Here is a 25,453-nt window from a genome sequence, read left to right as displayed (position 1 = left end):
CCATTTTGTCTGAGGGAGTGTTAAAGATGCGCAAAACGTTGCTGGCGGTTGCTTTACTGGCAATCGGATCCACCGCCCATGCGGAGTATAAATGTAGCGTCACCCCGCGTGACGATGTGGTGTTAAACCCGCAAACCGTGCAGGTCAAAGGCGAGAACGGCAATCTGGTGATTACGCCGGATGGTAACGTGACGTTTAACGGCAAACCGCAAAACCTGACTGCCGCCCAGCGCGAGCAGGCGAAGGATTACCAGGCCGAACTGCGTACCGCACTGCCGTGGATTAACGACGGCGCGCTGACGCGCGTTGAGAAAAGCCGCGTGGCGCTGGATAAGATCATCACCAAAGAGGTGGGTGAGAGCAGCAATATGCGCACCCGTCTGACCAAGCTGGACAAGCAGCTTAAAGAACAGATGAACCGGATTATCGAGAATCGTACCGATGGTCTGACGTTCCACTACAAGGCGATTGATCAGGTCCGTGCTGACGGGCAGCAGCTGGTGAATCAGGCGATGGGCGGCATCCTGCAGGACAGCATCAACGAGATGGGGGCGAAAGCCGTGCTGAAAGGCGGCGGTAACCCGCTGCAGGGCGTGCTGGGTAGCCTTGGCGGCTTGCAGACCTCGATTCAGAACGAGTGGAAAAACCAGGAAGATGATTTCCAGCAGTTTGGCAAAGACGTGTGTAAACGCGTGGTGTCGCTGGAAGATAGCCGGAAGGCGCTGGTGGGGACGCTGAAGTAAGATTTGTGCGCGCTGGGCCCTCACCCCTCACCCCAGGGGAGAGGGCGTTAGAGTTCCCTCTCCCTGTGGGAGAGGGTTAGGGTGAGGGCATCAGGCATTGCAGTCGTTGAAGAATGATATTTAACACTTCATCTTCGTTAACGCGAAATTCATTATTCCAGAACCGTACGACTTCCCATCCGTTCGTATTCAAAAACGCGGTACGACGTGAATCATAGTTCTCCTCATCCTGATGTTGCCCCCGTCCAGCTCAACGATCAGTTTCGCCTTAAAGCAGGCAAAATCGACGATATACGTGCCAATCGGCATCTGGCGGCGAAACTTATACCCATAGAAGCGACGGCCTCTGAGCAAATACCAGAGGCGTATTTCTTCGGGCGTCATTTGTTTGCGGAGTTGTTTTGATTTGTCCATTCCCACACTCTGCCAGCCTTTCCCTCAGCCGGCAGAACGGGATGCAAAATCCTGAATCAGCCTTCAGGAATCTTCGGTGAGGAACAGCTCAAGAAGGGAGTTTAAGAACAATTTGCCGTGCTCGGTGATCTGCCAGAACGCATCACACTCGGTCAGGTACCCCTGCGCCAGCGCCTCGTCGATCTGCGGGCGAATCACCGATTCCGGCAGCCCGGTGTACAGCGCAAACTCCGCGCGCGGCGCGGCTTCCAGCAGACGGAAGCGGTTCATGAAGAACTCAAACGGCTTATCCGCCGCCTCGACGTCGTGCTGACGCTCCAGATAGCGGCCTTCCATATATCCACGCGGGTGACGGGTCTTAGCGGTGCGCAGTATGCGCCCGTCCGGGAAGGTCACCTTGCCGTGCGCGCCGCAGCCAATCCCCAGATAGTCGCCAAAGCGCCAGTAGTTCAGATTGTGCTGACACTGATAGCCCGGCTTCGCGTAGGCGGAGGTTTCATACTGCTGATAGCCCGCAGCGGTCAGAAGCCTGTGGCCCTGCTCGAAGATATCCCACAGCGCGTCGTCATCCGGCAGCACCGGCGGGCGCGAGCCAAACAGGGTGTTTGGCTCGATGGTGAGCTGATACCACGACAGGTGCGGCGGGTTCAGTTCGATCGCCTGGCGCAGGTCGTCCAGCGCCTCTTCCAGCGACTGATCCGGCAGGCCGTGCATTAAATCCAGGTTAAAGCTACGAAGATTAAGCCCGGTCGCCAGGTTCGCTGCGCGCTTCGCCTCTTCCGGGCCGTGAATGCGGCCCAGACGTTTCAGTTTCGGCTCGCTAAAACTCTGCACGCCGATGGAGATGCGGTTCACCCCCGCACGCTGATAGTCGACAAAACGGTCGGCCTCAACGGTGCCGGGGTTGGCTTCCATCGTAATTTCAGCATCCGCTGCCAGGTTCAGACGCGCGCGCACGCCGTCCAGCAGCGTTTGCATTGCCGGGCCTGAAAGCAGGCTCGGCGTACCGCCACCAATGAAAATGGTTTTAACTTCACGTCCCTGTGCGTAAGCGACATCGGCGTCCAGGTCGGCCAGCAGATGCGCAACGTAGTCATCATGCGGCACTTCACCCTTCAGCGCGTGCGAGTTGAAATCGCAGTACGGGCATTTCTGCACGCACCACGGGATGTGAATATAAAGACTCAGTGGTGGCAAATTAGCCATTACGTAACGCTTCCAGTAACAGTTTCAGTGCGCGTCCACGATGGGAAATCGCGCTTTTTTCTTCGCGGGTCAGTTCCGCGGCGGTTTTGCCCTCGGTCGGGACAAAGAAGATCGGGTCGTAGCCAAAGCCGCCGTTGCCCGCAGCTTCACGGGTAATCACGCCTGGCCAGCTGCCGTGGCAGACGATAGGCGTCGGGTCTTCCGCATGACGCATATAAACCAGTACGCAGTGGAACTGCGCGGTGCGCTGTTCGTCCGGTACGTCCTTCAGGGCGACAAGCAGCTTTTCCAGATTTTGCTGGTCGGTGGCGTCCACGCCGTAATAGCGTGCAGAGTAAATCCCCGGCGCACCGCCCAGGAAGTCCACGGCCAGGCCGGAGTCATCGGCGATCGCGGGCAGGCCGGTGACCTGTGCGGCGTGGCGCGCTTTCAGGATCGCGTTTTCGATAAACGTCAGGCCCGTCTCTTCGGCGGACTCGACGCCAAGCTCGGTCTGGGCGACCACGTCCAGCCCAAAATCATTTAATAGCGAGGCCAGCTCGCGCACTTTACCGGCGTTACCGGTCGCGAGAACAACTTTCTGCATGGTTTAGTCCTGTTCTGTCAGAGCCGCGACTTCCGTCGGGATTGCTTGCGGATTGAAGATTTTTACCTGTTTATGCCGCCCAAGTTCACCTTTTTCAATGATGACCTGGCTTTTGGCGACGCGAAACTGTTTTGCCAGATATTTGGTCAGATGCGCGTTCGCCTGGCCGTCAACCGGCGGGGCGGTGATGGCGACTTTCAACTCGTCGCCATGCAGCCCAACAATACTGTCACGGCTGGCTTTCGGCTGAATATACAACCGCAAAACCAGCCCGTCAGCGCAGGTGCTTACGGCACTCATAGCGCCATCCACAGCCCCGGCAGCAGCATGTTGCCCGTGGACTGTAACAGCTCAGCGATACCCATGTTGACCACATAAAGCAGCAGTACCAGGATCATCGGCGAGAAATCAATACCGCCCATCGAAGGCAGCAGGTTGCGAATAGGGCGCAGCAGCGGTTCGGCCAGTTGGATCAGCGCATATTCAACCGGACTACGGCCCTGGCTTACCCAGCTCATTATCGCCATTACCAGCAGCACCCAGAAGATCAGCAACCCGACGGTTTTGACCAGAATCAGGACCGCAGCAATCCAGATAATCGGCTGGAAGGTGATGACCATAAACAGCACGATCGCTTTGATAACGCTCAGAATAAACGCCACCAGCAGAGACGAACTGTCGATGGGACCCATCGCCGGAATAATACGGCGCAGCGGCCCGACAACAGGTTGCGTGATTTTCACGACAAACTGGGAAAACGGATTGTAAAAATCACAGCGGGCCCACTGCATCCAGACGCGCAGTAAAAGCGCCATCGTATACAGCTCAAGCACCGTTGAGAGCAGGAAAGTCAACGTCTTCATGGCGTTCCTCAGGTTTCCTTATTATTTTGAGTAGTCGCGCGCACCGAAAATTGCCGTGCCGATGCGCACCATAGTGCTGCCTGCCGCGATAGCGGCTTCCATATCATCCGACATGCCCAGTGAAAGCGTGTCTACCGTTTCATAGCGCGCTTTAAGCGCCTCAAATGCTACAGCCATTTGCTGTGCCACGGCAAACTGCCTTTCATAACTTGACTCAGGCGCCGGAATTGCCATCAGCCCGCGCAGGGTTAAACGCGGCAGGGCGGCGACTTCTTCTGCCAGTGCATCCAGCTCACTCAGCGCAATGCCGGACTTGCTGTTTTCATCACTGATGTTGATTTGAATCAGCACGTTAAGCGCGGGCATCTCTGCGGGCCGCTGGTCGTTCAGACGGGTAGCAATGCGCAGTCGGTCAACGGTATGGCACCAGTCGAAATGCTCTGCCACCAGACGGCTTTTGTTCGACTGCAGCGGGCCGATAAAGTGCCACTGCAGATCCGCATTCCCCTGCTCCTGGAAGGCGCGAATTTTATCCACGCCTTCCTGCACGTAGTTTTCGCCAAACGCCCGGTGGCCTGCCGCTATCGCTTCTGCGATGGCGCTCGCAGGCTTCGTTTTGCTGACTGCAAGCAGGGTAATTTCTTCTGAAGCACGGCCGCAACGCGTTGCAGCGGCTGAGATTTTGTCCCGGACCTGTGCCAGGTTATGCGCAATGTCGTTCATTTTCCGAGGAGTAGTCTATGGATGTGGAAGAAATTGTGGCCCTTAGTGTAAAGCATAACGTCTCCGATCTACACCTGTGCAGTGATTCACCGCCGCGCTGGCGCAGATTAGGCCGCCTTGAACCGGCCCCGTTTCCGGCCCCCGACGTTGAGGCACTATTAAAAACCTGGCTCAACGATGAACAGCAGGGCGCGTGGTGGGCAAATGGACAGGTAGACTTTGCCGTCACGCTCACAGGCAATCAGCGTCTTCGCGGCAGTGCGTTTACGCATATGAAGGGAGTGTCGATCGCCTTGCGACTGTTGCCGCTCGCGTGCCCGCAGCTTTCTGCACTGGGTGTGCCCAGAGCTATCCCGGAACTGCTCTCCAGCGAAAGCGGGTTGATTCTGGTGACGGGTGCGACCGGTAGCGGAAAATCCACGACGCTCGCGGCGATGGTGGATTTTCTCAACCATCACACTGACGGCCATATTCTGACGCTCGAAGATCCGGTGGAGTTTATGTACCAGAGTGAACGCTGCCTGATACAGCAGAGGGAGATGGGTCAGCACAGTCTCTCCTTTGCCGAGGCGCTGCGCAGTGCGCTGCGCGAAGATCCGGACGTTATTCTGTTGGGAGAGCTGCGCGACAGCGAAACCATCCGCCTTGCGCTGACGGCGGCCGAAACCGGGCACCTGGTGCTGGCAACGCTGCATACACGCGGCGCTTCGCAGGCGATTGAACGGCTGGTGGATACCTTCCCGGCGCAGGAGAAAGATCCGGTGCGTAACCAGCTGGCAGGTAGCCTTCGCGCTGTACTGGCGCAAAAACTGCTCCAGGACGTACAGGGCGGGCGCGTGGCGCTTTATGAACTGCTGGTGAACACCTCGGCGGCGGCGAATCTCATCCGCGAAGGGAAGACGTGGCAATTACCCGGCATCATACAAACCGGTCAGCAGGCGGGAATGCAGAACTTTGAGCAGAGTCTCGCGGAAAGGCGGGCGCAGGGGCGGCTGTAGGCCCCGGCGCTCAGTAACCTTGTTCGAAATAGCTTTCGAGAATGATGACGGCAGAGGCGGAGTCGACGCTGCCTTTGTTCAGCGCCCGGAAACCACCGTGCTCAAACAGGCCTGCGCGCGCTTCGACGGTACTCAGACGTTCATCGTGGAGCTTTACCGACACGCCAAAGCGGCCATGAATTTTGTTGGCGAACTTACGCGCGCGGGCGGTGAGCGGCTGTTCGGTGCCGTCCATGTTCAGCGGCAAGCCCACAATCACGTCGTCCGGCTGCCACTCTTTGAGCAGGCGCTCGATGAGGTTCCAGTCCGGCGTGCCGTCGTTGGCCTTGAGTGCCGTCAACGGGCGCGCCGTGCCTGTGATGCGCTGACCAACGGCGACGCCGATGCTCTTCGTTCCGAAATCGAAGGCCAGAAGCGTTCCGCTCATTACGCGTGCCCCGCTACGCCTGGCATGGTCAGAATATCGATGCCAATCAGTTTCGCCGCGTCACGCCAGCGATCGGCGATAGGCGTTTTAAACAGGATGTTCATATCGGCAGGTGCGGTCAGCCACGCGTTATCCAGTATCTCTTGTTCAAGCTGGCCTTTCTCCCACGAGGAGTAGCCCAGCGCGACAAGCACTTCGGAAGGTTGCTCGGCAGTGCCCAGCGTTTCAAGCACGTCGCGAGAGGTCGTGACAACGGTGTTGTCGGAGATACGAATACTGGAAGAGAAGACCGGCGGCGTATGCAGGATAAAACCACGATCTTCCGCGAGCGGGCCACCCAGCATCACCGGTTTATCGAGACGGATCTCCGGGAGACGCGCTTCAGCGGTGATTTTCAGCTTGTCCAGAATTCCTTCAACCTGCAGGTTTTCCAGCGGCTTGTTGATGATAATCCCCATCGCACCGTCTTCGTTGTATTCGCAAATATAAACCACGGCGCGGCGGAAAATCGGATCCTGGAGAGCAGGCATGGCAATAAGAAAGTGATGCTGTAAATTCATTGTCAGAGGTACTGTTTCCTGGTTTAAAAAGCGACAGCGCCCAGTATGGGGATAAACCTGGGCGCTGTCACAGATTATTTCTGTAAACGTTTTTCGATAGCGTCCATCAGCATTCCGGTGATCGAGATCGGGAACTCCGCTTCGATTTCACGGATGCAGGTCGGGCTGGTGACGTTCACTTCGGTCAGGCGATCGCCGATGATATCCAGCCCAACGAAGATCAGGCCTTTGGCCTTCAGCGTCGGCCCGACGCGGCGGGCAATTTCCCAGTCGCTTTCGGTCAGCGGACGGGGTTCACCACGGCCACCAGCGGCCAGATTACCGCGGGTTTCGCCACCCTGAGGAATACGCGCCAGACAGTAAGGTACAGGTTCGCCATCTACGACCAGCACGCGCTTATCGCCGTCTTTGATCGCCGGAATGTAGTTCTGCGCCATGCAGTAACGCGTGCCCAGCTCGGTGAGGGTTTCGGCAATCACGCCAATGTTCGGGTCGCCCTCTTTCACGCGGAAAATCGACGCGCCGCCCATGCCGTCCAGCGGTTTCATGATGATATCGCCGTGCTTCTGCCAGAACGCTTTCAGTTGCGCCTTGCTGCGGGTCACCAGCGTTTCCGGCGTCAGGTCAGAGAACCAGGCGGTGTAGAGTTTCTCGTTGCAGTCGCGCAGGCTTTGCGGCTTGTTGACAATCAGCGTCCCTTTCTCTTCTGCACGCTCAAGAATGTAGGTGCTGTAGATGTATTCGGTGTCGAACGGCGGATCTTTGCGCATCAGGATCACGTTGAGGTCGGCCAGGGCAATGTCCTGCTCGGTACCGAACTCATACCATTTGTCGTAGTTCTGCTCGACGTTAACGATGCGGGTACGTGCGCGCGCTTCACCGTTGATCAGGTAAAGATCGTTCATCTCCATATAGTGGAGTTCATACCCGCGACGCTGCGCTTCCAGCAGCATGGCGAAGCTGGAATCTTTCTTGATGTTAATGTTTGCGATGGGGTCCATCACGATGCCGAGCTTGATCATGTTCTTCTCCGTTATTACTTCAACCCAGATCGCCAAACCGTACCTGTAGCGCGGTAATGGCCGTGAGTGCCGTTGTCTCAGTGCGCAGAACGCGAGGTCCCAACAGAATATCAGTAAACTGGTAACGTGCCGTCATCGCAATTTCGTCCGCCGACAGGCCGCCTTCGGGGCCAATCAGCAGGCGTACGCGCTCGACGGGCAATGGCAGCGTATTGATGCTGGCGCTGGCGCGCGGATGAAGATTGAGCTTCAGCCCGCTGTCCTCTTCTGCACACCAGTCTTCCAGGTCCATCGCCGGGCGGATCTCCGGGATACGGTTGCGGCCACTCTGTTCGCACGCCGCAATAGCAATTTTCTGCCACTGCTGGATCTTTTTGTTCAGACGTTCCGCATCCAGTTTAACGCCACAGCGTTCAGAAAAAAGTGGCGTAATGAGGCTTACACCCAGTTCAATGGATTTCTGAATGGTGAATTCCATTTTCTCACCGCGCGACATTACCTGGCCCAGATGAATGTGCAGCGGCGATTCCCGGTCATCCACTTCGCCACGCAGCACGTTCACGTGCACGCTTTTTTTATCAGACCGCGTGATTTCCGCGTCGAAAACCTGGTTCGAGCCGTCGAACAACTGGATGGCCTGACCTGCACCCATGCGCAGCACGCGGCCCACGTGGTTGGCGGCGTCATCAGACAGGGCGATTTCGCGGCCTGCGGTAATCAGTTCAGGATGGTAAATGCGGGGAATGCGCATAGTCAGAAATTCCATGTGTCATGCGATATAAGCGAATTGCCGTAGTGTAGGTTAGCTCTTTTGCGCCTGGCAAGCCCGCTCGACGTAAGGGTTGTGATTCCCCTGGACGTTGGCGATGCGCTCGTCGCGCTGGCATTCCCACTCGGTTACCGGGTACTGCTTGTTCCAGGCATTGAACAGCTGCGTCTGCTGGCGTGAAAGGTTGAGGTCATAACGGTCACGCATATAGAAGTAGGTACGGGCGATGCTGCCGCGCGCGCGGGCAGGGGGCTCGGCGACTTTCTCTTTGAAATCCACCTTCATGCCGCACTGACCGTACTGGCCTTCGCCACCGTTCCACTGGCTGTACATAAAGTTGCCGCGGTCACCGTTCACTTCGCCAACCGCAGGCTGCAGGTTGTGCATATCGCTTTCCATCTGGCGATAAACCGGATCTTTGGAACAGTTTTTACGCCCGCCATCCTGCCAGCACTGGCGCTGGTGGCCAAACTGCCACGCCGGAACCACATGTTCCCATTCAATGCGGCTGGCGCGGTTTTCATTTTTACGCACCTTATAGCCGCAGGATTCGAGGTCAACGACGCCTTTTTTACCCTGCCAGTTAATTTTACAGCCGCAGTAGAAATCACCCGGAACATCAGCGTTCACCTTCACGCCAGCAGCTTTGGCCTGAGAGAAACTGTTGATACCGTCGGCCAGAGCATGGCCGGAGAGGGCCGTCGCCAGAAGGGCAACCGCGAGAGAAACATAACGGGACATCTTACACTCCGTGTCAAAACAAGCCCGAAACGTAACGAATGTTGTTCCCGTATGCAATCAGTCAGATCAGGAAAGTTCCTGAAAGTTCAGATAATTATTCGGCGACCAGTGGTTCGCCGCATTTTACGCAGCGGTAGGTTGCATCGCCGCGCACCACGCGGTTATGACGGCGGACGGTGAGCTGGTGCTGCTGGCACCGGCAGCGGTAGGGAAATGTATTGCGACGTACTGATTCCAGTTCGAACTGATGCGTGCGGCGAGCCGGAACGCCGAGCACGGCTTCCATCATCCACTTCCACTCTTTCCCGTGCGGCGCTACGCGGCCAAAGTGCTTCCACACCAGAAGATGCGCCAGCTCGTGCGGCACCACTTCCTCAATAAACGCCTGCTGGTTTTCCATCATCAGCACCGGGTTCAGGCGGATCTCATACGATTCCAGCCAGGCGGTGCCTGCTGCGGTTCCACGCTGCTGATAAACCAGCTTCGGTTCAGGATAGTTGCGGCCGAGCTTCAGGTTGGCCTGGGCGAGTTTTTCCCGCAGGCTGCGCATAACGGCTTGCTGAATGGCAATGGGGAGACGGGGAGCTTTCATAGGGGCAGAGCATAAAGCGCGAAGCGGGGAGGTGCAAGGGGCACCTCCCGCCAGAGAATTAGTCGTGTGCGCCGATTTCGCGCAGAGGACGACCTTTCATCAGGTTACGTTCAATGTGTTCCAGTGAAACGTGTTTGGTTTCTGGAACCAGCCAGATAGTCAGAACAATAAAGAACAGGTTCAGACCGGCGTAGACCCAGAAGGTGTTGGCATTGCCCAGGGTATTGAGCATAGTCAGGAACGTTGCGCCGACGATCATGTTGGCAATCCAGTTAGTCGCGGTGGAGCAGGTGATACCAAAATCACGCCCTTTCAGCGGCTGGATCTCAGAGCACAGCACCCAAATCAGCGGACCGGCGCTCATTGCAAACCCGACGATAAACATCAGCAGCATCGCCACCGCGAAGTACTGGGCGGTTGGAGAGTGAATGCCCACGTGCATCATGGTGCCCAGCACGCCCATGCCGACGGCCATCACCAGGAAGCCCAGCGTCAGGGTAGGCTTACGCCCCCAGCGGTCCACCAATCCGATGGCGATAAAGGTCGCCAGCACGTTGGTCAGGCCGACAATAACGGTGCCCCACATCTGCTCGGTCGTGTTGGTATAACCCGCCAGTTCGAAGATTTTTGGCGCGTAGTACATGATGACGTTCATCCCGGTGAACTGCTGCATCACCTGCAGAAGCACGCCGAGGAACACCGCGCGGCGGAAGTTGCTGTTCTCTTTAAACAGCGCCCAGCCGGACTGTTTCACCTTCAGGCTTTCGCGGATCTCTTCCAGCTCGTTTTTCGCCTCAGCGCTGGTATCGCGCAGGCGGAGCAGCACGCGTTCAGCATCAACGAAGCGGCGTTTTGCGGCAAACCAGCGCGGGCTGTCCGGCAGGAAGAAGACGCCAATCAGCAGCAGAATGGCCGGTATGATTATCACGCCGAGCATCCAGCGCCATGCGCCGCTGTAGCTAAACGCGGTATCGGAAAGGTAAGCACCCAGAATACCGATGGTGATCATCAGCTGGTACATGGAAATCATGCTGCCGCGGATTTTCTCCGGCGCGATTTCGGAAAGATACAGCGGTGCGGTATAGGAAGCGACACCGACAGCCAGGCCCAGCAAAACGCGGGAAAGAATGAGCACTTCAACGTTAGGGGCAGCGGCAGAGAAGAGTGAACCGGCAACGAACAGGATCGCGCCGATCATCAGGCTCTTTTTGCGCCCGAGCTTGAAGGAGAGCCAGCCGCTGCCAACGGCACCGACTGCCGCACCAAACATCATGGAGCTGACCACCCATTCCTGGGTATGCGCGGTAATCTGGAACTCGTCTGCGATGAAGGGAAGTGCGCCGGCAATCACGCCGATATCCAGGCCAAAAAGTAATCCTGCCAGGGCGGCGAGGAAGCAGACGAAGAATGTCATCGCCTTGTTGGACGTACGCCCTTGTTTATTATTGTCAGGCATTATGCCCTCCATTTGATTTATCAGTTTTGTCGATGTTAAGGGTAGGTGAGTGACCCGTAAAAATATGTGAGACAAATCACATTGGTGTAATCGGTTACACTAGCGTGCAACCGTAAAGATAATTAACGCTTTGAAAATATAGAGGTAAATCAGGTGATGTGCATCGCGTTTGTTTGAATTTCAGACTTAACTGAAATGAAATGTAACAGCAGAAGAAAGGCGATCAAGCAAAGAGATTATTCTGAAAGCGGGATATATTCGGCAGGGTGTAAGCGGTTTCAAATGGTGTGGCTTTGAGCCGCCACCCGACATAAAAAAGGCCAGCACAAAGGCTGGCCTGTTAAACCCTGTCAGTCGATTACTTCAGACCGGCAGCTTCACGCAGCAGGGCGGCTTTGTCGGTTTTTTCCCATGGGAAATGTTCGCGACCAAAGTGACCGTACGCAGCGGTTTCTTTATAGATTGGGTGCAGCAGATCCAGCATCTGAATCAGGCCGTATGGACGCAGGTCGAAGAACTCGCGCACCAGCAGGGTCAGCTGTTCTGAAGGCACTTTCTCAGTACCGAAAGTTTCCACCATGATGGAGGTCGGTTCAGCCACGCCGATTGCGTAGGAAACCTGAATCTCACAGCGGTCAGCCAGGCCAGCAGCAACGATGTTTTTCGCAACATAACGTGCAGCGTACGCGGCAGAACGGTCAACTTTAGACGGGTCTTTACCGGAGAATGCACCGCCGCCGTGACGCGCCATGCCGCCGTAGGTATCCACGATGATTTTACGGCCGGTCAGGCCGCAGTCGCCCATTGGGCCGCCGATAACAAAGCGTCCGGTTGGGTTGATGAAAAATTTGGTTGCAGAGCTCAGCCATTCGGTTGGCAGAACCGGCTTGATGATCTCTTCCATCACGGCTTCCTGCAGCGATTTCTGATCGATATCTTCAGAATGCTGAGTGGAGAGAACTACCGCATCAATGCCAACGATTTTACCGTCGTCATACTGGAAGGTGACCTGGCTTTTCGCATCCGGACGCAGCCATGGCAGGGTGCCGTTTTTACGCACTTCAGCCTGACGCTGTACCAGACGGTGTGCGTAGGTAACCGGCGCTGGCATCAGCACGTCGGTTTCGTTAGTTGCGTAGCCGAACATCAGGCCCTGGTCGCCCGCGCCCTGCTCCAGTGGATCGGCGCGGTCAACGCCCTGGTTGATGTCCGGGGACTGTTTGCCGATGGCGCTCAGTACCGCGCAAGAGTTGGCATCAAAGCCCATATCAGAATGTACATAGCCGATCTCACGCACCGTGTTACGGGTGATCTCTTCGATATCAACCCATGCGCTGGTGGTGATCTCACCGCCGACCAGAACCATGCCGGTTTTGACATAGGTTTCACACGCTACGCGCGCTTTAGGATCCTGGGCAAGGATCGCATCCAGCACCGCATCGGAGATTTGGTCAGCAATTTTATCAGGATGTCCTTCTGATACGGACTCGGACGTAAACAGGTGTTTTGCCATGTTTTATTTCACCTAAGAGGAATTTGGTTAGCTCGAACTGCTGTGTGGAATAGCCAAAGGAGAGTATTCTACCAAGGCCTGCAGGTTTTTGACACTGGCAGTCTGAGTGTTAATCAGTATAGATGGATTAACATCTGGACGTCCATTTTAGGTCACTTCTTCACCCGATTTCCAGTTTTTTTTGACTTACCTCTCACTGCGTTGAAAACAAAGCTGGAAATATTTCCTGACGGCACTGGCAACCCACGCATTTTTGTTTTGCATTTTCCCCACCTTCTCGGTATAAAACGCGGCACGCGGCTCATACAAAAAGCGCTCGATGACCTCATCGTGTCGCCACTTCCAGCCGGGTTAAGCAGTGAACATTTAGCTTTGGCTTGTGGTCCGTTTCAGCAGAGGCGGCCGTGGAGGTGATACGAGATAATGAACCATCGTTTTCCGCTAATTCAGCGCAGCCGTTCTGGCGCGCAGTTGATTCCCGCAACCCGCATTTCTAGTCTGCAAACCTGCCGATGTTATACCCATCTCGGCGCTTCTCAGGATCCCAGGGCCGGTTACGCTCTGTGACAACTGAACAAGGGCGCTCTTGTTAATACAAGAGTTTTCTCGTGGTTTCGCCGAACCTTGTCATACAGAGTTCGGATACGTGTTTTACAATGATATGAATAAGAAACCGGTCGCACGGTCTGGATTTCAGCATACTCTGCTGGGAAACGGAGCCGTTTATGGGTTGTTATCGCCGTATAACGCTGCGATAGTAGTCAACTGTTTTACACTTAATACAAAGAGTTGAGGTTCGCTATGTCTGACGACATGTCTTCTTTTTCGCCTTCGTCAGCGGGCGAACAGGGTGTACTACGTTCTATGCAGGAGGTTGCGATGAGCTCCCAGGAAGCCAGCAAGATGCTGCGCACTTACAATATTGCCTGGTGGGGTAATAACTACTACGACGTCAACGAACTGGGCCACATCAGCGTCTGCCCTGATCCGGACGTCCCTGAAGCGCGCGTCGATCTCGCCAAACTGGTGAAAGCCCGCGAAGCACAGGGCCAGCGTTTGCCTGCACTGTTCTGCTTCCCGCAGATCCTGCAACATCGCCTGCGTTCTATTAACGCCGCGTTCAAACGCGCGCGTGAATCCTACGGCTATAAAGGCGACTACTTCCTGGTTTACCCGATTAAGGTAAACCAGCACCGCCGCGTGATTGAATCCCTGATCCACTCCGGTGAACCGCTGGGTCTGGAAGCCGGTTCCAAAGCGGAACTGATGGCCGTTCTGGCGCACGCGGGCATGACCCGTTCGGTGATCGTCTGTAACGGCTATAAAGACCGTGAATACATTCGTCTGGCGCTGATTGGCGAGAAGATGGGCCACAAGGTCTATCTGGTTATCGAGAAGATGACTGAAATCGCTATCGTGCTGGAAGAGGCTGAGCGTCTGAACGTCATCCCACGCCTCGGCGTGCGTGCGCGTCTGGCGTCGCAGGGTTCCGGTAAATGGCAGTCCTCCGGCGGTGAAAAATCCAAGTTCGGCCTCGCGGCGAACCAGGTGCTGCAGCTGGTGGAAATTCTGCGCGAGCGCGGTCGTCTCGACAGCATTCAGCTGCTGCACTTCCACCTCGGCTCGCAGATGGCCAACATTCGCGACATCGCCACCGGCGTGCGTGAATCGGCGCGCTTCTACGTTGAGCTGCACAAGCTCGGCGTGAATATTCAGTGCTTCGACGTGGGCGGTGGCCTGGGCGTGGATTATGAAGGTACACGCTCGCAGTCCGACTGCTCCGTGAACTACGGCCTGAACGAATATGCCAACAATATTATCTGGGCGATTGGCGATGCCTGTGAAGAGAACGGCCTGCCGCACCCGACGGTGATCACCGAATCTGGCCGCGCGGTTACCGCGCACCATACGGTGCTGGTCTCTAACATCATCGGCGTTGAGCGTAGCGAAATCACCGAAGCGACGCCTCCGGCAGAAGATGCCCCGCGTTCCCTGCAAAGCATGTGGGAAACCTGGCAGGAGATGCACGAGCCGGGCACGCGCCGTTCCCTGCGCGAATGGCTGCACGACAGCCAGATGGACCTGCACGATATTCACGTGGGCTATTCCTCCGGCACCTTTAGCCTGCAGGAGCGCGCGTGGGCGGAGCAACTCTATCTGAACATGTGCCATGAAGTGCAGAAGCAACTCGACCCGAGCAACCGCGCGCACCGTCCGATTATCGACGAGCTGCAGGAACGTATGGCGGACAAAATGTACGTCAACTTCTCGCTGTTCCAGTCTATGCCGGATGCCTGGGGTATCGACCAGCTGTTCCCGGTTCTGCCGCTGGAAGGGCTGAACCACGCCCCGGAACGTCGTGCGGTGCTGCTGGACATCACCTGTGATTCCGATGGCGCTATCGACCACTACGTTGACGGCGACGGTATCGCAACGACGATGCCAATGCCGGAGTACGACCCGGAGAACCCACCGATGCTGGGCTTCTTTATGGTCGGCGCGTATCAGGAGATCCTCGGCAACATGCACAACCTGTTCGGTGATACCGAAGCGGTTGACGTGTTCGTCTTCCCTGACGGCAACGTGGAAGTCGAGCTGTCTGACGAAGGGGACACCGTAGCGGACATGCTCGAATACGTTCAGCTGGATCCGAAAAAACTGCTCACCCAGTTCCGCGACCAGGTGAAAAACACCGGTCTGGACGATGCGTTACAGCAGCAGTTCCTGGAAGAGTTTGAAGCGGGTCTGTACGGGTACACCTACCTGGAAGACGAGTAGGTTAACCTCCCTCTCCCTCAGGGAGAGGGGCGGGGTGAGGGCAGCAGGCTGCTGTGCCGCTGATGCCCGGTGGCGCTGCGCTTACCGGGCCTACGGTATGTAGGCCGGATAAGGCGGAGCCGTCATCCGGCAGAATGCTATACTCACTTGAACCCGTCTGCATTACCGGCGATAATTCGCCCCAATTAGCGATTTACGAATCAATCCCTTCCTCGTCGGGTTTAACGACGCGGAGGGGATTTTTTTTCATCTGTTTTTAATGTATCGACTTTAAAAGAGGTCAGGACATGAGCACTTTAGGTCATCAGTACGATAACTCTCTGGTATCTAACGCGTTTGGTTTTTTACGCCTTCCGATGAACTTCCAGCCGTACGACAGTGACGCTGACTGGGTGATCACCGGCGTACCGTTCGACATGGCAACGTCCGGTCGCGCGGGCGGTCGTCACGGCCCGGCAGCGATCCGTCAGGTTTCTACCAACCTGGCCTGGGAGCACAACCGCTTCCCGTGGAACTTCGATATGCGCGAGCGCCTGAACGTGGTGGACTGCGGTGACCTGGTGTACGCCTTCGGTGACGCGCGTGAGATGAGCGAAAAGCTGCAGGCCCACGCCGAGAAGCTGCTGGCTGCCGGTAAGCGCATGCTCTCCTTTGGCGGTGACCACTTCGTGACCCTGCCGCTGCTGCGCGCTCACGCCAAGCACTTCGGTAAAATGGCGCTGGTGCACTTCGATGCGCATACCGACACCTACGCGAACGGCTGCGAGTTCGACCACGGCACCATGTTCTTCACCGCGCCGAACGAAGGCCTGATCGACCCGAACCACTCGGTGCAGATCGGTATCCGCACCGAGTTCGACAAAGACAACGGCTTCACCGTGCTGGATGCGGGCCAGGTCAACGATCGCGGCGTGGACGATATTCTGGCGCAGGTTAAGCAGATCGTCGGCGATATGCCTGTGTACCTGACTTTCGATATCGACTGCCTGGATCCGGCGTTTGCGCCGGGCACCGGTACGCCTGTTATCGGCGGCCTGACCTCAGACCGCGCCATCAAGCTGGTGCGCGGCCTGAAGGATCTGAACATCGTCGGGATGGACGTGGTGGAAGTAGCACCGGCCTATGACCAGTCCGAGATCACCGCGCTGGCCGCGGCGACCCTGGCGCTGGAAATGCTCTACATCCAGGCGGCGAAAAAAGGCGAATAAGCCTTACGCGCTCATTGCTGCTGCGCGACGCATGCGCAGCAGCAGCATTCCTCCGGCGAGCAGGGTAATCACTTGTGAGACGACCAGCACCGAAAAGCCAGAGCTGACCGACCCCACCGATTTCATCACCATCCCCATCAGTAGCGGAATAAACGCCGCGCAGATATTGCCTATCCCATTAATAATGCCGTACGCGCTGCCCACGGCGTCTCGGGCGGCGTGATGCTGGATTACCGCAGGAATAGCCGCTCCCTGAAGTCCCCAGAACACGTTGGCAGACAGCATAAACAGCGCCAGCCATGCGGGTTGATGGCTGAGCATCAGTGCGACCACGGAGAGTGCCGTCAACGTACCGCCCACCACAAACAGTACCGGCGCCTGTTCCGGCCGCATTTTGTCGAGCAGTACGCCGCCCAGAAACTTTGACCCCAGGCTCAGCAGGAAGGGGATCGCCGCAAGCATGCCCGTCGCGTGCAGCGAGAAGTGGTGCTCGTCACGCAGCCATGCGGGCAGCCACGCGCTGCTGCCCCACAGATAGCTCAGCGTGGCGATTTCAACCAGCAGGATCCAGCCCAGCAGCGGCGTCTGCCAGGCCAGCGTGAAGGTGCGAACAAACCCCGGTTTTTTCATCTTCATCGGGCTGTGCGGCGCAGGCAGAAAACGCCAGATGAGCCCGCCGCCCAACACCAGATTCATCACCGCCAGCGCGTAAAACGACCCGGCCCAGCCTAGATGCGCCATCAGCCAGGTGACCAGCGGAAAGCCCACGGCCAGCCCGAGCGAGACGCCCAGCGCGGTGACGGCGTTGGGTTTGCCGATCGCTTCCGCGCTAAAGTTATCGCTGATAAAGCGCGTCTTCAGCGAAAAGAGCGGTCCTTCGGCAACACCCAAAATCACGCGGGCGATAAGCATGCTCATTAGCGAACCCAGCAGCGGAGAAATTGCGCAGACCGCGGCCCAAATCGCAATGCTGCTTAACAATCCCTGACGGTAATGGAGTTTGCTTTCGATAACCGGTGTTAATAATAAAGCCGAAAAACCATAACCCAGCAGAAAGCAGGTCATGAGCATTCCCTGCAACATTCTGTTTTCATTTAGCTGAAAATGTTCGGCAAATTCCGGGTTTAAAATCATTACCGAGATATTAACCCGGTCGACGTAGGAAATAATAATCAGTAATAACAATGCAATTGTACCTTGCCATCTTGCCGTCATCATGCCCGCCTTACGGTTTCATCTATTTATATTTTTATCAAAGTGATTGTCACGGTTCTAAAATGGTTCACTGGTGAAACTCATTGTTTATTAAGGGTAAATAAATTTTTCGTTTCACAGGTGAAACATCAAGGATGTGACGCTACTTTATTTTTAAGGAACAAAAAGAACAGAAGTCAATATCTTTTATTGAAAGATTGAGGGCATTAATAAATCGTATTTATCACGCCACAATAATGAAAATTTCATATCGCTGCATTTTTTCGTGATCCTTTGCACACTTAGTTAATTAATACCTGTTTGATTAACAAATTCGTCACATTGCCGCTTGACGAAACATTCATCGCTTTTATATTGACCGTATTAAATAAGAAACAGAGTTTCATATATGAAACAAAAGCCTGGAGGATCGTGATGAGCTGGATAGGCGTATGTGACGCAGAACAAGTACAGGAAGATTTCCCTTTTAGCGGCAACGTCGACGGTAAAGAGATCGGCGTTTACCTGATTGACGGTGAATATTACGCGCTGGAAGACGTATGTCCGCACGCTTATGCCCTGCTGAGCCAGGGATTTGTGGAGGACGGCAAAGTGGAATGTCCTCTGCATGAGGCGGTGTTTGACGTCAAAACTGGCCAGTGCCTGCACGGCCCCGGTGGTCGCAACCTGAACCGCTACCCGCTTCGGGTCTTTGAAAACCAAATTCAGATTACCTTCGTCGAGGAGACCGTGGCATGAGCGACATCCTGAACTACAACCCGGCGCTGCCGGAAAGCCGCCAGTTTACCCCGCCTGCAGAGGGCGGCAACGGTGCCATTCATAAGCCGGGTGATTACACCAACCTGATCTGGCAAACCCGCAGCCGCGAGCCGGAAAGCTGGGAGGTGAACCTGATTGCCACGCTGGAAGATCTCTTCGAACAGGGCGTTGAAACGCTACCGGAACTGGTGAACGGGCTGAACGCGGTGCGCATGCACGACCAGCAGGGTGAGCCGTGGCGCGAGGCCAGCTTCCAGGCATTCTTACAGGTTAACGGCTACTGAGGACAACGCGATGACGACGACCGTACAAAACTATCTCGATAAAGGCCTGCGCGGCCTCTGGTATCCGGTACTGGCAAGCTGGGAAGTGCAGTCTGCTCCTGTGGGCATCACCCGCCTGGGCGAGCAGATTGTGGTCTGGCGTAATAAAGACGGCCAGGTGCAGGCGCTGGAAGACCGCTGTCCGCACCGCGGCGCGCGCCTGTCGATGGGCTGGAACCTCGGCGACCGCATTGCCTGCTGGTATCACGGTGTGGAAGTGGCGGGCAACGGCGAAGTGAAGGATGTGCCCGCCGTGGACAAATGCCCGCTGGTCGGCCAGCAGTGCGTGCGCAGCTATAACGTGCAGGAGGCGCACGGCGCCATCTTCCTGTGGTTTGGCGTCACCGCTGACCAGCAGCCGGACGCGCTGACCTTCCCGGATGAACTTGCCGATACGGAGAACTTCAGCAACTTCCTCTGCACCGCCGCGTGGAAGTGCAACTACCAGTACGCGCTGGAAAATGTGATGGACCCGATGCACGGCACCTATCTGCATTCGTCCTCGCACTCAATGGCGGAAGGGGATCGCAAGGCCGACATGGTGCTCCAGCCGACCAAAACCGGCTTTATTTTCGAGAAAAAAGGGCAGAGCGGCGTCAACTTCGACTGGGTAGAGCTGGGCAACAGCGGCACCTGCTGGATGCGCCTCTCCATTCCTTACAAAAAGCGCTTCGGACCGGGCGGCCACTTCTTTATCGTCGGCATGGTGGTGCCGGAAGATAACGACAACTGCCGCGTCTTCTTCTGGCGCATCCGCCGCGTGCAGGGCTGGCAGCGCGACATGTGGCGCTTCATGTACCGCAACCGTCTGGAAAAACTGCACTGGGAAGTGCTGGAGCAGGACCGCGTGGTGCTGGAAAGCCTGGCCCCAAACGCCCGCGACCATGAATACCTGTACCAGCACGACGTCGGCCTTTCCCGCCTGCGCCGCATGATGCAAAAGGCCGCGAAAGAGCAGCTGGCGCTGCGCGAAGAACAGCAGGGAGCCGCCTGATGAACGGGCTGCTGAGCGGTAAGCGCATCGTGGTGACCGGCGCCGCGCGCGGGCTGGGCTATCACTTTGCCAAAGCCTGCGCGGAGCAGGGCGCCGCAGTGGTGATGTGCGACATCCTCGAAGGCGAGCTGGCTGAACGTGCGCACGGGCTGCGCGAGCAGGACTATGCGATCGAATCGCACGTTATCGATCTGGCCGATCCGCATTCCATTGAGCAGGCGTTTAGCGCCATTGGCGAGCAGGGGCAGATTGACGGCCTGGTGAACAACGCGGCGATGGCGACGGGCGTGGGCGGCAAAAACATGCTCGATTACGATCCTGACCTGTGGGACCGCGTGATGAGCGTGAACGTCAAAGGCACCTGGTTGGTGACGCGCGCCGCCGTGCCGCTGCTTCGCGAAGGGGCGGGCATTGTGAACGTGGCGTCCGACACCGCGCTATGGGGCGCGCCGCGCCTGATGGCCTACGTCGCCAGCAAGGGCGCGGTGATTGCCATGACCCGCTCAATGGCGCGCGAGCTTGGCGAAAAGCGCATTCGAATCAACGCCATCGCCCCGGGATTAACCCGCGTCGAGGCAACCGAGTATGTTCCGGCCGAGCGGCATCAGCTTTACGAAAACGGTCGCGCATTAACGGGGGCGCAGCAGCCGGAGGATGTCACCGGCAGCGTGGTCTGGTTGTTAAGCGATCTGTCGCGGTTCATCACCGGACAGCTGATCCCGGTCAACGGCGGTTTTGTCTTTAATTGAGGTAGGGCGATGATGGCAAACGATCGGGAAGTGAAGTATCTGGTGCCGGGGCTGGAGCGCGGTTTACAGCTGCTGTTGGCCTTTGGCGAGCAGCATCGCGAACTGACCTTTGCCGAGCTGCACCGGCTGGTGGATATGCCGAAGGCCACCGCCTACCGCGTGGTACAGACGCTGGAGTTCATGGGCTTTCTGGAGCGCAACGCGCGCACCAATACCTTCTCGCTGGGCATGAACGTGCTGCGCCTGGGCTTTGAGTACATCGCCTCGCTTGACGTGGCCCAGGTTGGCCAGCCGGTCATCGAGCAGCTGCGCGACGTGAGCCAGTGCAGCAGCCATCTGGCGATCCGCGACGGGCGCGACATTATCTACATCGCCCGCGTCAGCGCCGCCGGGTCGCGCATCAATCAGGTCAGCATTGGCACCCGTCTTCCGGTGCACTGCACCTCGCTGGGCCGCATGCTGCTGACCGATATTTCCCGCGCCGAGTTTGAACAGCTGTTTCCGCACGAGCGCCTGCCGGGCAACACGCCGGGGCAGCTTCACGATCGCGAAGCCCTGTGGCAGATGGTGCAGCAGGACAAAGCCCGCGGATACGTGATCGGCGAATCCTTCTTCCGCCACGGCATCTCCTCCATCGTCTACCCGGTGTATGACCGAAGCGGACGCGTGGCGGCGGTAGTCAGCATTCTGGTGCCGTCGGAGGAGATCCCGCAGACCGACCGCGAGCGCCTGCAAAACGAGGTTCGCCTCGCGGCGGATAAAATTTCTGGCTTCTTAGGATATCTGTCACAGGCCAGTTAAATCAGTGAGTTAACGTCAGGCGCTTGACCGCGTCGGGCATGTTTTACGCCCAATTTGGGCCAGATGAGGCAACGAACGATGAGTGTAACCGGAATTGAAAAGCTGGAATTTGGCGTGGAAGACCTGACGCACTGCGCCAAATTCATGCGTGATTTTGGCCTGACGGGCGATGCCAGCGGCCAGCGTTTTACCACCCTGAGCGGCGCACGCGTGGAGCTTAATCCCATCGACAGCCCCGACCTGCCGCCCGCGTTTGAAGCGGGCAACACCCTGCGCCGCATGACCTGGGCGGTTGCGAGTCAGTCAGATCTCAACGCGCTGCGCCCAAAGCTTGCGCAGCAGCCCGGCTTTCGCGAGGTGGGCGACGCGCTGGAGTGTATCGACCCGAACGGCATGACGCTGCGGGTGCAGGTCAGCCAGCAGACCGACGTGGAGCTGAACGTCGAGCCGATTAACCAGTGGGGCGACGCCCGCCGGATCGACACGCCCAGCCCGGTTTACGATCGCGCCCAACCCATCAACGTCGGGCATGTGGTGTTCTTCGTGGAGGAGCTGGCGGCGGTGGAAAAATTCTACCGCGAGGTGCTCGGCTTCCAGGTCTCTGACCGCTACATCAACCGCGCCGTGTTCCTGCGCTGCGGCGCGCGCGGCGGCCATCACAACCTGTTCCTGCTGCAGCTGCCGAACCGCAGGCGCGGGCTGAACCACGTGGCCTTCACCGTGCGCGACATCCACGAGGTGATCGGCGGCGGTATCGCGATGAATAAAAATGACTGGAGCACCTTTATCGGGCCGGGCCGCCATCCGGTGTCGTCGGCGTACTTCTGGTACGTCAACAGCCCGACCGGCGGCGCGTTTGAGTATTACACCAACGACGATTATCTGACCGAAAACTGGCAGCCGCGCGAGCTGGAGCACTCGCTGGTCTCCTTTACCGAATGGGCGGTGGAAGGTGGGATCGACCACGACACGCGCCGCCAGCAGAAAAAACCGGAGGCGGTATGACGTCGCGCATTGTCATTATCGGCGGCGGCCAGGCGGGCGGCTGGGCGGCGAAAACCCTGCGCGACGAGGGCTTCGACGGCGAGATTTGCGTGGTGGCGGAAGAAGAGTGGGATTTCTACGAGCGTCCGCCGCTGTCGAAAGCCTCTCTGCTGGAGCCGGACGCGTCGCTTCCGCGCCTGTTTTCCGACGAAGCGCAGCGGACGCTTAACCTGACCTGGCACCGTCCGCTGCGTGCGGAGCAGATCGACCGCGAGGCGAAAACGGTGCGTTTGAGTAACGGCAAACGCCTTAGTTACAACATCCTTTTAATTGCTACCGGAGGGCGGGCGCGCGTGCCGGGTGAGGTGTGGGCGGCGCATCCGCAGGTCTATACCCTGCGCCACTGGCAGGACGCGCAGCGCCTGAAAGGTCGGCTGGCTGAAAGCCAAACCCTGGCGATTATCGGCGGCGGCTGGATTGGCCTTGAGATTGCCGCGTCCGCTCGGAAAAGCGGCGTAGCGGTCACGCTGTTCGAGCAGCAGCCCGCGCTCTGCATGCGCTCGGTGAGCGGCGAGGTATCGCAGCGCTTAGCGGCCCTTCACCGCGAGCAGGGCGTGGATATCCGTACCGGCTGCGGCGCGCTGGAGCTGGAGGACGATAACGGCCTGCCGGTTATCCACTGCGACGGCCAGCGTGAAACCTTTGATGCGGTGGTGGTGGGGATCGGCGTCGATCTCAACCTGGAGCTGGCCCGCGACGCGGGGCTGAAAACCGGGTGCGGGATCGTCGTGGATGCCCAGGGGCGAACGTCGGATCCGTACATTTTTGCCGCCGGCGATGTGGCGCAGCATCATCACTACGGCCTGTGCATTCAGTCCTGGGCCTTCGCCCAGAACCAGGCGGTGGCGACGGCGAAAGCGATGCTCAACCCCGATGCGCCGGGCTACGACGACGCGCCGTGGCTGTGGTCGGATCAATACCAGCACAACATTCAGATCCTCGGCATTCCGCAGCCGGGCAGCAGAACAGTAGCGCGCGAAGATTCGCTGTTCTTCTCGCTGGACGAGAGCGGGCGGCTGACGCAGCTGGTGGCGTTCGACGACGCGCGCACCGTCAAGCTGGCGAAGCGCTGGATGGCAGCGGGGCGGGATTTATCGGATGTACCGCTCGACGACCCGACCTTTTCACTGATGTCACTGCGATAGCTAACCCGCACCCGTAGGGGGAGACATGACCACATTAGAGACCAACACCGCGCCCGTTGAGGCGAGCGGTGAGGGAACCCGTACGCCTGAAAAAGCGGTGCGCTGGGCCATCCCGCTGTCGCTGCTGGCCTGCGTGCTGCTGGCGTTCTTCGACAAAATCAGCATCGCGGCGCTGTTTTCCGACGGCCATTTCCAGCAGGCGATGGGCATCGATTTCGACACCACGCGCCTCGGCATTCTGATGAGCGCCTTTCTGCTCAGCTACGGCTTTTCGTCGGTGTTTTTAAGCGGGCTGGGCGACAAAATTGCGCCGCTGCGCCTGCTCACCGGAATGATGGCGGTGTGGTGCGTGCTGATGGTGGCGATGGGCTTCACCCATAATTACACGCTGATGATCGTCCTGCGCATTTTGCTGGGCGTGGCAGAAGGGCCGCTGTTCCCGCTGGCCTTCGCCATCGTGCGCCACAACTTCCCGCAGCATCTTCAGGCGCGCGCCACCATGCTCTGGCTGCTGGGCACGCCGGTGGGCGCGGCGATTGGCTTCCCGCTTTCCCTCTGGCTGCTGAACACCTTCGGCTGGCAAAGCACCTTCTTCGTGATGGCGATGCTCACCGTGCCGGTGCTGATCTTTGTGCGCATCGGCCTGCGCGGGATCCGTCTGGATACGAAGCCCGGCACCTCGCAGGCGTCTCAGGACGAGCGCCGCGCCGCGCGCCGCGAGCTGTTTGTCAGCCCGCACTTCTGGATCATCTGCATCTTTAATATCGCTTTCCTGACCTACCTGTGGGGCATCAACGGCTGGCTGCCGGGCTACCTGATTAAGGGCAAAGGCATTCACCTGGAGCACGCGGGCTGGCTGTCGTCGATGCCGTTCATCGCCATGCTGGCGGGCGAGGTCATTGGCGCGTGGCTGTCGGACCGGGTCGATAAGCGCGCGGCGGCCTGCTTTATCTCGATGGCGGGGGCTGCGATAGGCCTGGCGGCGGTGATGCACCTCGACACCCCGCTGACCATCATCGCGGCGATGAGCTTCAGCACCTTTATGTGGGGCACCGGCGCACCCAACATTTTCGCCCTGCTGGCGAAGGCCACCCATCCGCGGGTGAGCGCCACGGCGGGCGGCATTTTCAACGGGCTGGGAAACTTTGCGGGCGCGCTGTCGCCAGCGGTGATGGGGGCGTTAATCGCCTTCACCCACAGCATGGATTCCGGGCTGATTTTTCTGGCGGTGATGGCGGCGGTGGGCTGCGTCCTGTTACTGCCGCTGCTGAGACGTTACTGAGGAGAGTGTCATGACTGATTCAACCGTAACCAACACAACAGGCATCAAACCTGACCACCTGACGATGGAAGAGTGGGTCGAGTCGCGCATTGCGCGCTTCGAAGGCCGCAAGTACGACTGGAACGCGCTGAAGTTCCAGGCCGATTTTGACCCGAAGTACCGCCGGGCGCAGATGCGCTATATCGGCACCGGCGCAACGGGCGTCGCGAACGACACCAACACCGTGCAGGCGGATCATTTTACCTTCTCCACCATGGTGCTGCCGTCGAAGTGCGAAGGGCCGCTGCACCTGCACGACGACGTGGAAGAGGTGTTCTTCATGCTTAAAGGGCAGATCACGCTGATGATCCAGGACGGCGACAACTACACCGAAACCGTGCTGCGGGAGCGTGACCTGATCTCCGTTCCGCCGGGCATCTATCGCGGGCTGTTTAACCACGGCGAAGAAGAGGCGCTGATGTGCGTCATGTTGGGGACCAACAAGCCGGAAATCCCGACCTACCCCGCCGATCATCCGCTTTCCAAAGTGAAGCGGAACTAAG

At 57.8% G+C, this 25,453-nt stretch carries 29 protein-coding genes and 1 pseudogene; 15 read left to right on the top strand and 15 right to left on the bottom strand.

Features of this window, described 5'->3' with window-relative positions; genetic code table 11:
* Positions 1–26: 26 nt before the first annotated feature.
* Positions 27–743, top strand: coding sequence for a DUF2884 domain-containing protein (locus ACOQH0_RS19035; RefSeq protein WP_042714747.1), 717 nt, complete (start codon positions 27–29; stop codon positions 741–743).
* A 76-nt stretch (positions 744–819) separates the two neighbouring features.
* On the opposite strand, the pseudogene ACOQH0_RS19030 reads toward ACOQH0_RS19035, so the two are convergent.
* The 6 genes and pseudogenes from ACOQH0_RS19030 to ACOQH0_RS19005 all read right to left on the bottom strand — a co-directional run bounded on the left by ACOQH0_RS19030 (position 820) and on the right by ACOQH0_RS19005 (position 4,535).
* Positions 820–1,157, bottom strand: a pseudogene (locus ACOQH0_RS19030) (endonuclease domain-containing protein).
* A gap of 63 nt (positions 1,158–1,220) precedes the next feature.
* Positions 1,221–2,363 (bottom strand): radical SAM family heme chaperone HemW, encoded by a 1,143-nt coding sequence (hemW, locus tag ACOQH0_RS19025; protein ID WP_010435478.1) that lies wholly within the window; start codon positions 2,361–2,363, stop codon positions 1,221–1,223.
* A complete protein-coding gene (locus ACOQH0_RS19020; RefSeq protein WP_421510992.1) occupies positions 2,356–2,949 on the bottom strand; it encodes an XTP/dITP diphosphatase in 594 nt (197 codons plus the stop codon). The genes hemW and ACOQH0_RS19020 overlap by 8 nt, the downstream gene beginning before the upstream one ends.
* Before the next feature lie 3 nt (positions 2,950–2,952).
* Positions 2,953–3,249 carry a DUF167 family protein YggU gene (gene yggU / locus ACOQH0_RS19015; RefSeq protein ID WP_421510991.1) on the bottom strand — a complete coding sequence of 99 codons (297 nt, stop codon included), beginning with the start codon at positions 3,247–3,249 and terminating at the stop codon, positions 2,953–2,955.
* A complete protein-coding gene (locus tag ACOQH0_RS19010) occupies positions 3,246–3,812 on the bottom strand; it encodes a YggT family protein (RefSeq protein ID WP_010435467.1) in 567 nt (188 codons plus the stop codon). Before ACOQH0_RS19010 ends, yggU begins: the two co-directional genes overlap by 4 nt.
* A gap of 21 nt (positions 3,813–3,833) precedes the next feature.
* Entirely contained in the window at positions 3,834–4,535 is a 702-nt protein-coding gene (locus tag ACOQH0_RS19005) for a YggS family pyridoxal phosphate-dependent enzyme (RefSeq protein WP_421510990.1), read from the bottom strand.
* A 17-nt stretch (positions 4,536–4,552) separates the two neighbouring features.
* Between ACOQH0_RS19005 and ACOQH0_RS19000 the strand changes: the two genes are divergently transcribed.
* On the top strand, positions 4,553–5,533 hold the full coding sequence (locus ACOQH0_RS19000; protein ID WP_218308351.1) for a type IV pilus twitching motility protein PilT: 981 nt from the start codon (positions 4,553–4,555) through the stop codon (positions 5,531–5,533).
* Between the two features lie 10 nt (positions 5,534–5,543).
* Here the strand turns inward: ACOQH0_RS19000 and ruvX are convergent, their stop codons facing one another.
* The 8 genes from ruvX to metK all read right to left on the bottom strand — a co-directional run bounded on the left by ruvX (position 5,544) and on the right by metK (position 12,613).
* Positions 5,544–5,960 carry a Holliday junction resolvase RuvX gene (ruvX, locus tag ACOQH0_RS18995; RefSeq protein ID WP_006811925.1) on the bottom strand — a complete coding sequence of 139 codons (417 nt, stop codon included), beginning with the start codon at positions 5,958–5,960 and terminating at the stop codon, positions 5,544–5,546.
* Entirely contained in the window at positions 5,960–6,520 is a 561-nt protein-coding gene (locus ACOQH0_RS18990; RefSeq protein WP_010435456.1) for a YqgE/AlgH family protein, read from the bottom strand. Before ACOQH0_RS18990 ends, ruvX begins: the two co-directional genes overlap by 1 nt.
* Positions 6,521–6,594: 74 nt before the next feature.
* Complete coding sequence (gene gshB, locus ACOQH0_RS18985) at positions 6,595–7,542, bottom strand: glutathione synthase (RefSeq protein WP_010435454.1); 948 nt, start codon at positions 7,540–7,542, stop codon at positions 6,595–6,597.
* A 19-nt stretch (positions 7,543–7,561) separates the two neighbouring features.
* The gene (rsmE, locus tag ACOQH0_RS18980) at positions 7,562–8,293 is read right to left on the bottom strand and encodes a 16S rRNA (uracil(1498)-N(3))-methyltransferase (RefSeq protein ID WP_010435451.1); all 732 of its coding nucleotides are present in this window, start codon (positions 8,291–8,293) and stop codon (positions 7,562–7,564) included.
* A gap of 51 nt (positions 8,294–8,344) precedes the next feature.
* Positions 8,345–9,052, bottom strand: coding sequence for a deoxyribonuclease I (gene endA / locus ACOQH0_RS18975; RefSeq protein ID WP_421510989.1), 708 nt, complete (start codon positions 9,050–9,052; stop codon positions 8,345–8,347).
* A gap of 94 nt (positions 9,053–9,146) precedes the next feature.
* Positions 9,147–9,644: a SprT family zinc-dependent metalloprotease gene (locus ACOQH0_RS18970; protein ID WP_421510988.1), complete on the bottom strand. Its 498-nt coding sequence runs from the start codon at positions 9,642–9,644 to the stop codon at positions 9,147–9,149.
* A 58-nt stretch (positions 9,645–9,702) separates the two neighbouring features.
* Complete coding sequence (gene galP / locus ACOQH0_RS18965) at positions 9,703–11,100, bottom strand: galactose/proton symporter (RefSeq protein ID WP_089599979.1); 1,398 nt, start codon at positions 11,098–11,100, stop codon at positions 9,703–9,705.
* 358 nt (positions 11,101–11,458) lie between these two features.
* Positions 11,459–12,613, bottom strand: coding sequence for a methionine adenosyltransferase (gene metK, locus ACOQH0_RS18960; RefSeq protein WP_010435443.1), 1,155 nt, complete (start codon positions 12,611–12,613; stop codon positions 11,459–11,461).
* A gap of 423 nt (positions 12,614–13,036) precedes the next feature.
* On the opposite strand from metK, the gene ACOQH0_RS18955 reads away from it, so the two are divergent.
* The 4 genes from ACOQH0_RS18955 (at position 13,037) to speB (ending at position 16,599) form a co-directional block, all read left to right on the top strand.
* Positions 13,037–13,180 (top strand): hypothetical protein, encoded by a 144-nt coding sequence (locus ACOQH0_RS18955; protein ID WP_419716700.1) that lies wholly within the window; start codon positions 13,037–13,039, stop codon positions 13,178–13,180.
* A gap of 94 nt (positions 13,181–13,274) precedes the next feature.
* Positions 13,275–13,406, top strand: a complete 132-nt coding sequence (gene yqgB / locus ACOQH0_RS18950; RefSeq protein ID WP_127312443.1) for an acid stress response protein YqgB — start codon at positions 13,275–13,277, stop codon at positions 13,404–13,406.
* A gap of 8 nt (positions 13,407–13,414) precedes the next feature.
* Positions 13,415–15,391, top strand: a complete 1,977-nt coding sequence (gene speA / locus ACOQH0_RS18945; RefSeq protein WP_042717829.1) for a biosynthetic arginine decarboxylase — start codon at positions 13,415–13,417, stop codon at positions 15,389–15,391.
* A 287-nt stretch (positions 15,392–15,678) separates the two neighbouring features.
* Positions 15,679–16,599, top strand: coding sequence for an agmatinase (speB, locus tag ACOQH0_RS18940; protein ID WP_008499737.1), 921 nt, complete (start codon positions 15,679–15,681; stop codon positions 16,597–16,599).
* Between the two features lie 3 nt (positions 16,600–16,602).
* Here the strand turns inward: speB and ACOQH0_RS18935 are convergent, their stop codons facing one another.
* A complete protein-coding gene (locus ACOQH0_RS18935) occupies positions 16,603–17,814 on the bottom strand; it encodes an MFS transporter (RefSeq protein WP_421512372.1) in 1,212 nt (403 codons plus the stop codon).
* A 414-nt stretch (positions 17,815–18,228) separates the two neighbouring features.
* On the opposite strand from ACOQH0_RS18935, the gene ACOQH0_RS18930 reads away from it, so the two are divergent.
* The 9 genes from ACOQH0_RS18930 (at position 18,229) to ACOQH0_RS18890 (ending at position 25,452) form a co-directional block, all read left to right on the top strand.
* The gene (locus ACOQH0_RS18930) at positions 18,229–18,552 is read left to right on the top strand and encodes a Rieske (2Fe-2S) protein (protein ID WP_421510987.1); all 324 of its coding nucleotides are present in this window, start codon (positions 18,229–18,231) and stop codon (positions 18,550–18,552) included.
* The gene (locus ACOQH0_RS18925) at positions 18,549–18,857 is read left to right on the top strand and encodes a recombinase-like helix-turn-helix domain-containing protein (protein WP_010435424.1); all 309 of its coding nucleotides are present in this window, start codon (positions 18,549–18,551) and stop codon (positions 18,855–18,857) included. Before ACOQH0_RS18930 ends, ACOQH0_RS18925 begins: the two co-directional genes overlap by 4 nt.
* A 10-nt stretch (positions 18,858–18,867) precedes the next feature.
* A complete protein-coding gene (locus ACOQH0_RS18920; RefSeq protein WP_032640649.1) occupies positions 18,868–19,890 on the top strand; it encodes an aromatic ring-hydroxylating oxygenase subunit alpha in 1,023 nt (340 codons plus the stop codon).
* A complete protein-coding gene (locus tag ACOQH0_RS18915) occupies positions 19,890–20,639 on the top strand; it encodes an SDR family oxidoreductase (protein ID WP_421510986.1) in 750 nt (249 codons plus the stop codon). Before ACOQH0_RS18920 ends, ACOQH0_RS18915 begins: the two co-directional genes overlap by 1 nt.
* 12 nt (positions 20,640–20,651) lie before the next feature.
* The gene (locus ACOQH0_RS18910; RefSeq protein WP_010435418.1) at positions 20,652–21,440 is read left to right on the top strand and encodes an IclR family transcriptional regulator; all 789 of its coding nucleotides are present in this window, start codon (positions 20,652–20,654) and stop codon (positions 21,438–21,440) included.
* A 78-nt stretch (positions 21,441–21,518) separates the two neighbouring features.
* Positions 21,519–22,445 (top strand): VOC family protein, encoded by a 927-nt coding sequence (locus ACOQH0_RS18905; protein ID WP_100166378.1) that lies wholly within the window; start codon positions 21,519–21,521, stop codon positions 22,443–22,445.
* Complete coding sequence (locus ACOQH0_RS18900) at positions 22,442–23,629, top strand: NAD(P)/FAD-dependent oxidoreductase (protein ID WP_421510985.1); 1,188 nt, start codon at positions 22,442–22,444, stop codon at positions 23,627–23,629. The genes ACOQH0_RS18905 and ACOQH0_RS18900 overlap by 4 nt, the downstream gene beginning before the upstream one ends.
* Before the next feature lie 25 nt (positions 23,630–23,654).
* Positions 23,655–24,911 (top strand): MFS transporter, encoded by a 1,257-nt coding sequence (locus ACOQH0_RS18895; RefSeq protein ID WP_421510984.1) that lies wholly within the window; start codon positions 23,655–23,657, stop codon positions 24,909–24,911.
* A gap of 10 nt (positions 24,912–24,921) precedes the next feature.
* A complete protein-coding gene (locus ACOQH0_RS18890; protein WP_010435408.1) occupies positions 24,922–25,452 on the top strand; it encodes a cupin domain-containing protein in 531 nt (176 codons plus the stop codon).
* The last annotated feature ends 1 nt before the right edge of the window (position 25,453 follow it).

This window comes from Enterobacter sp. JS8-1 (genome assembly GCF_049187015.1).
GTDB lineage: Bacteria > Pseudomonadota > Gammaproteobacteria > Enterobacterales > Enterobacteriaceae > Enterobacter > Enterobacter mori.
Note: the sequence above shows the minus strand (reverse complement) of the source record. Positions and strands in the feature narration are given on the sequence as shown.

Excerpts from the sequence above, each read along its gene's own strand:
- ACOQH0_RS18900 (WP_421510985.1), top strand. The coding sequence starts at position 22,442 with ATGACGTCGCGCATTGTCATTATCGGCGGCGGCCAGGCGGGCGGCTGG.
- ACOQH0_RS19010 (WP_010435467.1), bottom strand. The coding sequence starts at position 3,812 with ATGAAGACGTTGACTTTCCTGCTCTCAACGGTGCTTGAGCTGTATACG.
- ruvX (WP_006811925.1), bottom strand. The coding sequence starts at position 5,960 with ATGAGCGGAACGCTTCTGGCCTTCGATTTCGGAACGAAGAGCATCGGC.
- ACOQH0_RS18905 (WP_100166378.1), top strand. The coding sequence starts at position 21,519 with ATGAGTGTAACCGGAATTGAAAAGCTGGAATTTGGCGTGGAAGACCTG.
- ACOQH0_RS19000 (WP_218308351.1), top strand. The coding sequence starts at position 4,553 with ATGGATGTGGAAGAAATTGTGGCCCTTAGTGTAAAGCATAACGTCTCC.
- ACOQH0_RS18990 (WP_010435456.1), bottom strand. The coding sequence starts at position 6,520 with ATGAATTTACAGCATCACTTTCTTATTGCCATGCCTGCTCTCCAGGAT.
- ACOQH0_RS18935 (WP_421512372.1), bottom strand. The coding sequence starts at position 17,814 with ATGACGGCAAGATGGCAAGGTACAATTGCATTGTTATTACTGATTATT.
- ACOQH0_RS18925 (WP_010435424.1), top strand. The coding sequence starts at position 18,549 with ATGAGCGACATCCTGAACTACAACCCGGCGCTGCCGGAAAGCCGCCAG.
- speB (WP_008499737.1), top strand. The coding sequence starts at position 15,679 with ATGAGCACTTTAGGTCATCAGTACGATAACTCTCTGGTATCTAACGCG.
- ACOQH0_RS18890 (WP_010435408.1), top strand. The coding sequence starts at position 24,922 with ATGACTGATTCAACCGTAACCAACACAACAGGCATCAAACCTGACCAC.
- endA (WP_421510989.1), bottom strand. The coding sequence starts at position 9,052 with ATGTCCCGTTATGTTTCTCTCGCGGTTGCCCTTCTGGCGACGGCCCTC.
- ACOQH0_RS18895 (WP_421510984.1), top strand. The coding sequence starts at position 23,655 with ATGACCACATTAGAGACCAACACCGCGCCCGTTGAGGCGAGCGGTGAG.
- gshB (WP_010435454.1), bottom strand. The coding sequence starts at position 7,542 with ATGATCAAGCTCGGCATCGTGATGGACCCCATCGCAAACATTAACATC.
- yggU (WP_421510991.1), bottom strand. The coding sequence starts at position 3,249 with ATGAGTGCCGTAAGCACCTGCGCTGACGGGCTGGTTTTGCGGTTGTAT.
- ACOQH0_RS18970 (WP_421510988.1), bottom strand. The coding sequence starts at position 9,644 with ATGAAAGCTCCCCGTCTCCCCATTGCCATTCAGCAAGCCGTTATGCGC.
- rsmE (WP_010435451.1), bottom strand. The coding sequence starts at position 8,293 with ATGCGCATTCCCCGCATTTACCATCCTGAACTGATTACCGCAGGCCGC.
- speA (WP_042717829.1), top strand. The coding sequence starts at position 13,415 with ATGTCTGACGACATGTCTTCTTTTTCGCCTTCGTCAGCGGGCGAACAG.
- ACOQH0_RS19005 (WP_421510990.1), bottom strand. The coding sequence starts at position 4,535 with ATGAACGACATTGCGCATAACCTGGCACAGGTCCGGGACAAAATCTCA.
- ACOQH0_RS18930 (WP_421510987.1), top strand. The coding sequence starts at position 18,229 with ATGAGCTGGATAGGCGTATGTGACGCAGAACAAGTACAGGAAGATTTC.
- metK (WP_010435443.1), bottom strand. The coding sequence starts at position 12,613 with ATGGCAAAACACCTGTTTACGTCCGAGTCCGTATCAGAAGGACATCCT.
- hemW (WP_010435478.1), bottom strand. The coding sequence starts at position 2,363 with ATGGCTAATTTGCCACCACTGAGTCTTTATATTCACATCCCGTGGTGC.
- ACOQH0_RS19035 (WP_042714747.1), top strand. The coding sequence starts at position 27 with ATGCGCAAAACGTTGCTGGCGGTTGCTTTACTGGCAATCGGATCCACC.
- ACOQH0_RS19020 (WP_421510992.1), bottom strand. The coding sequence starts at position 2,949 with ATGCAGAAAGTTGTTCTCGCGACCGGTAACGCCGGTAAAGTGCGCGAG.
- ACOQH0_RS18920 (WP_032640649.1), top strand. The coding sequence starts at position 18,868 with ATGACGACGACCGTACAAAACTATCTCGATAAAGGCCTGCGCGGCCTC.
- galP (WP_089599979.1), bottom strand. The coding sequence starts at position 11,100 with ATGCCTGACAATAATAAACAAGGGCGTACGTCCAACAAGGCGATGACA.
- yqgB (WP_127312443.1), top strand. The coding sequence starts at position 13,275 with ATGAATAAGAAACCGGTCGCACGGTCTGGATTTCAGCATACTCTGCTG.
- ACOQH0_RS18910 (WP_010435418.1), top strand. The coding sequence starts at position 20,652 with ATGGCAAACGATCGGGAAGTGAAGTATCTGGTGCCGGGGCTGGAGCGC.
- ACOQH0_RS18915 (WP_421510986.1), top strand. The coding sequence starts at position 19,890 with ATGAACGGGCTGCTGAGCGGTAAGCGCATCGTGGTGACCGGCGCCGCG.
- ACOQH0_RS18955 (WP_419716700.1), top strand. The coding sequence starts at position 13,037 with ATGAACCATCGTTTTCCGCTAATTCAGCGCAGCCGTTCTGGCGCGCAG.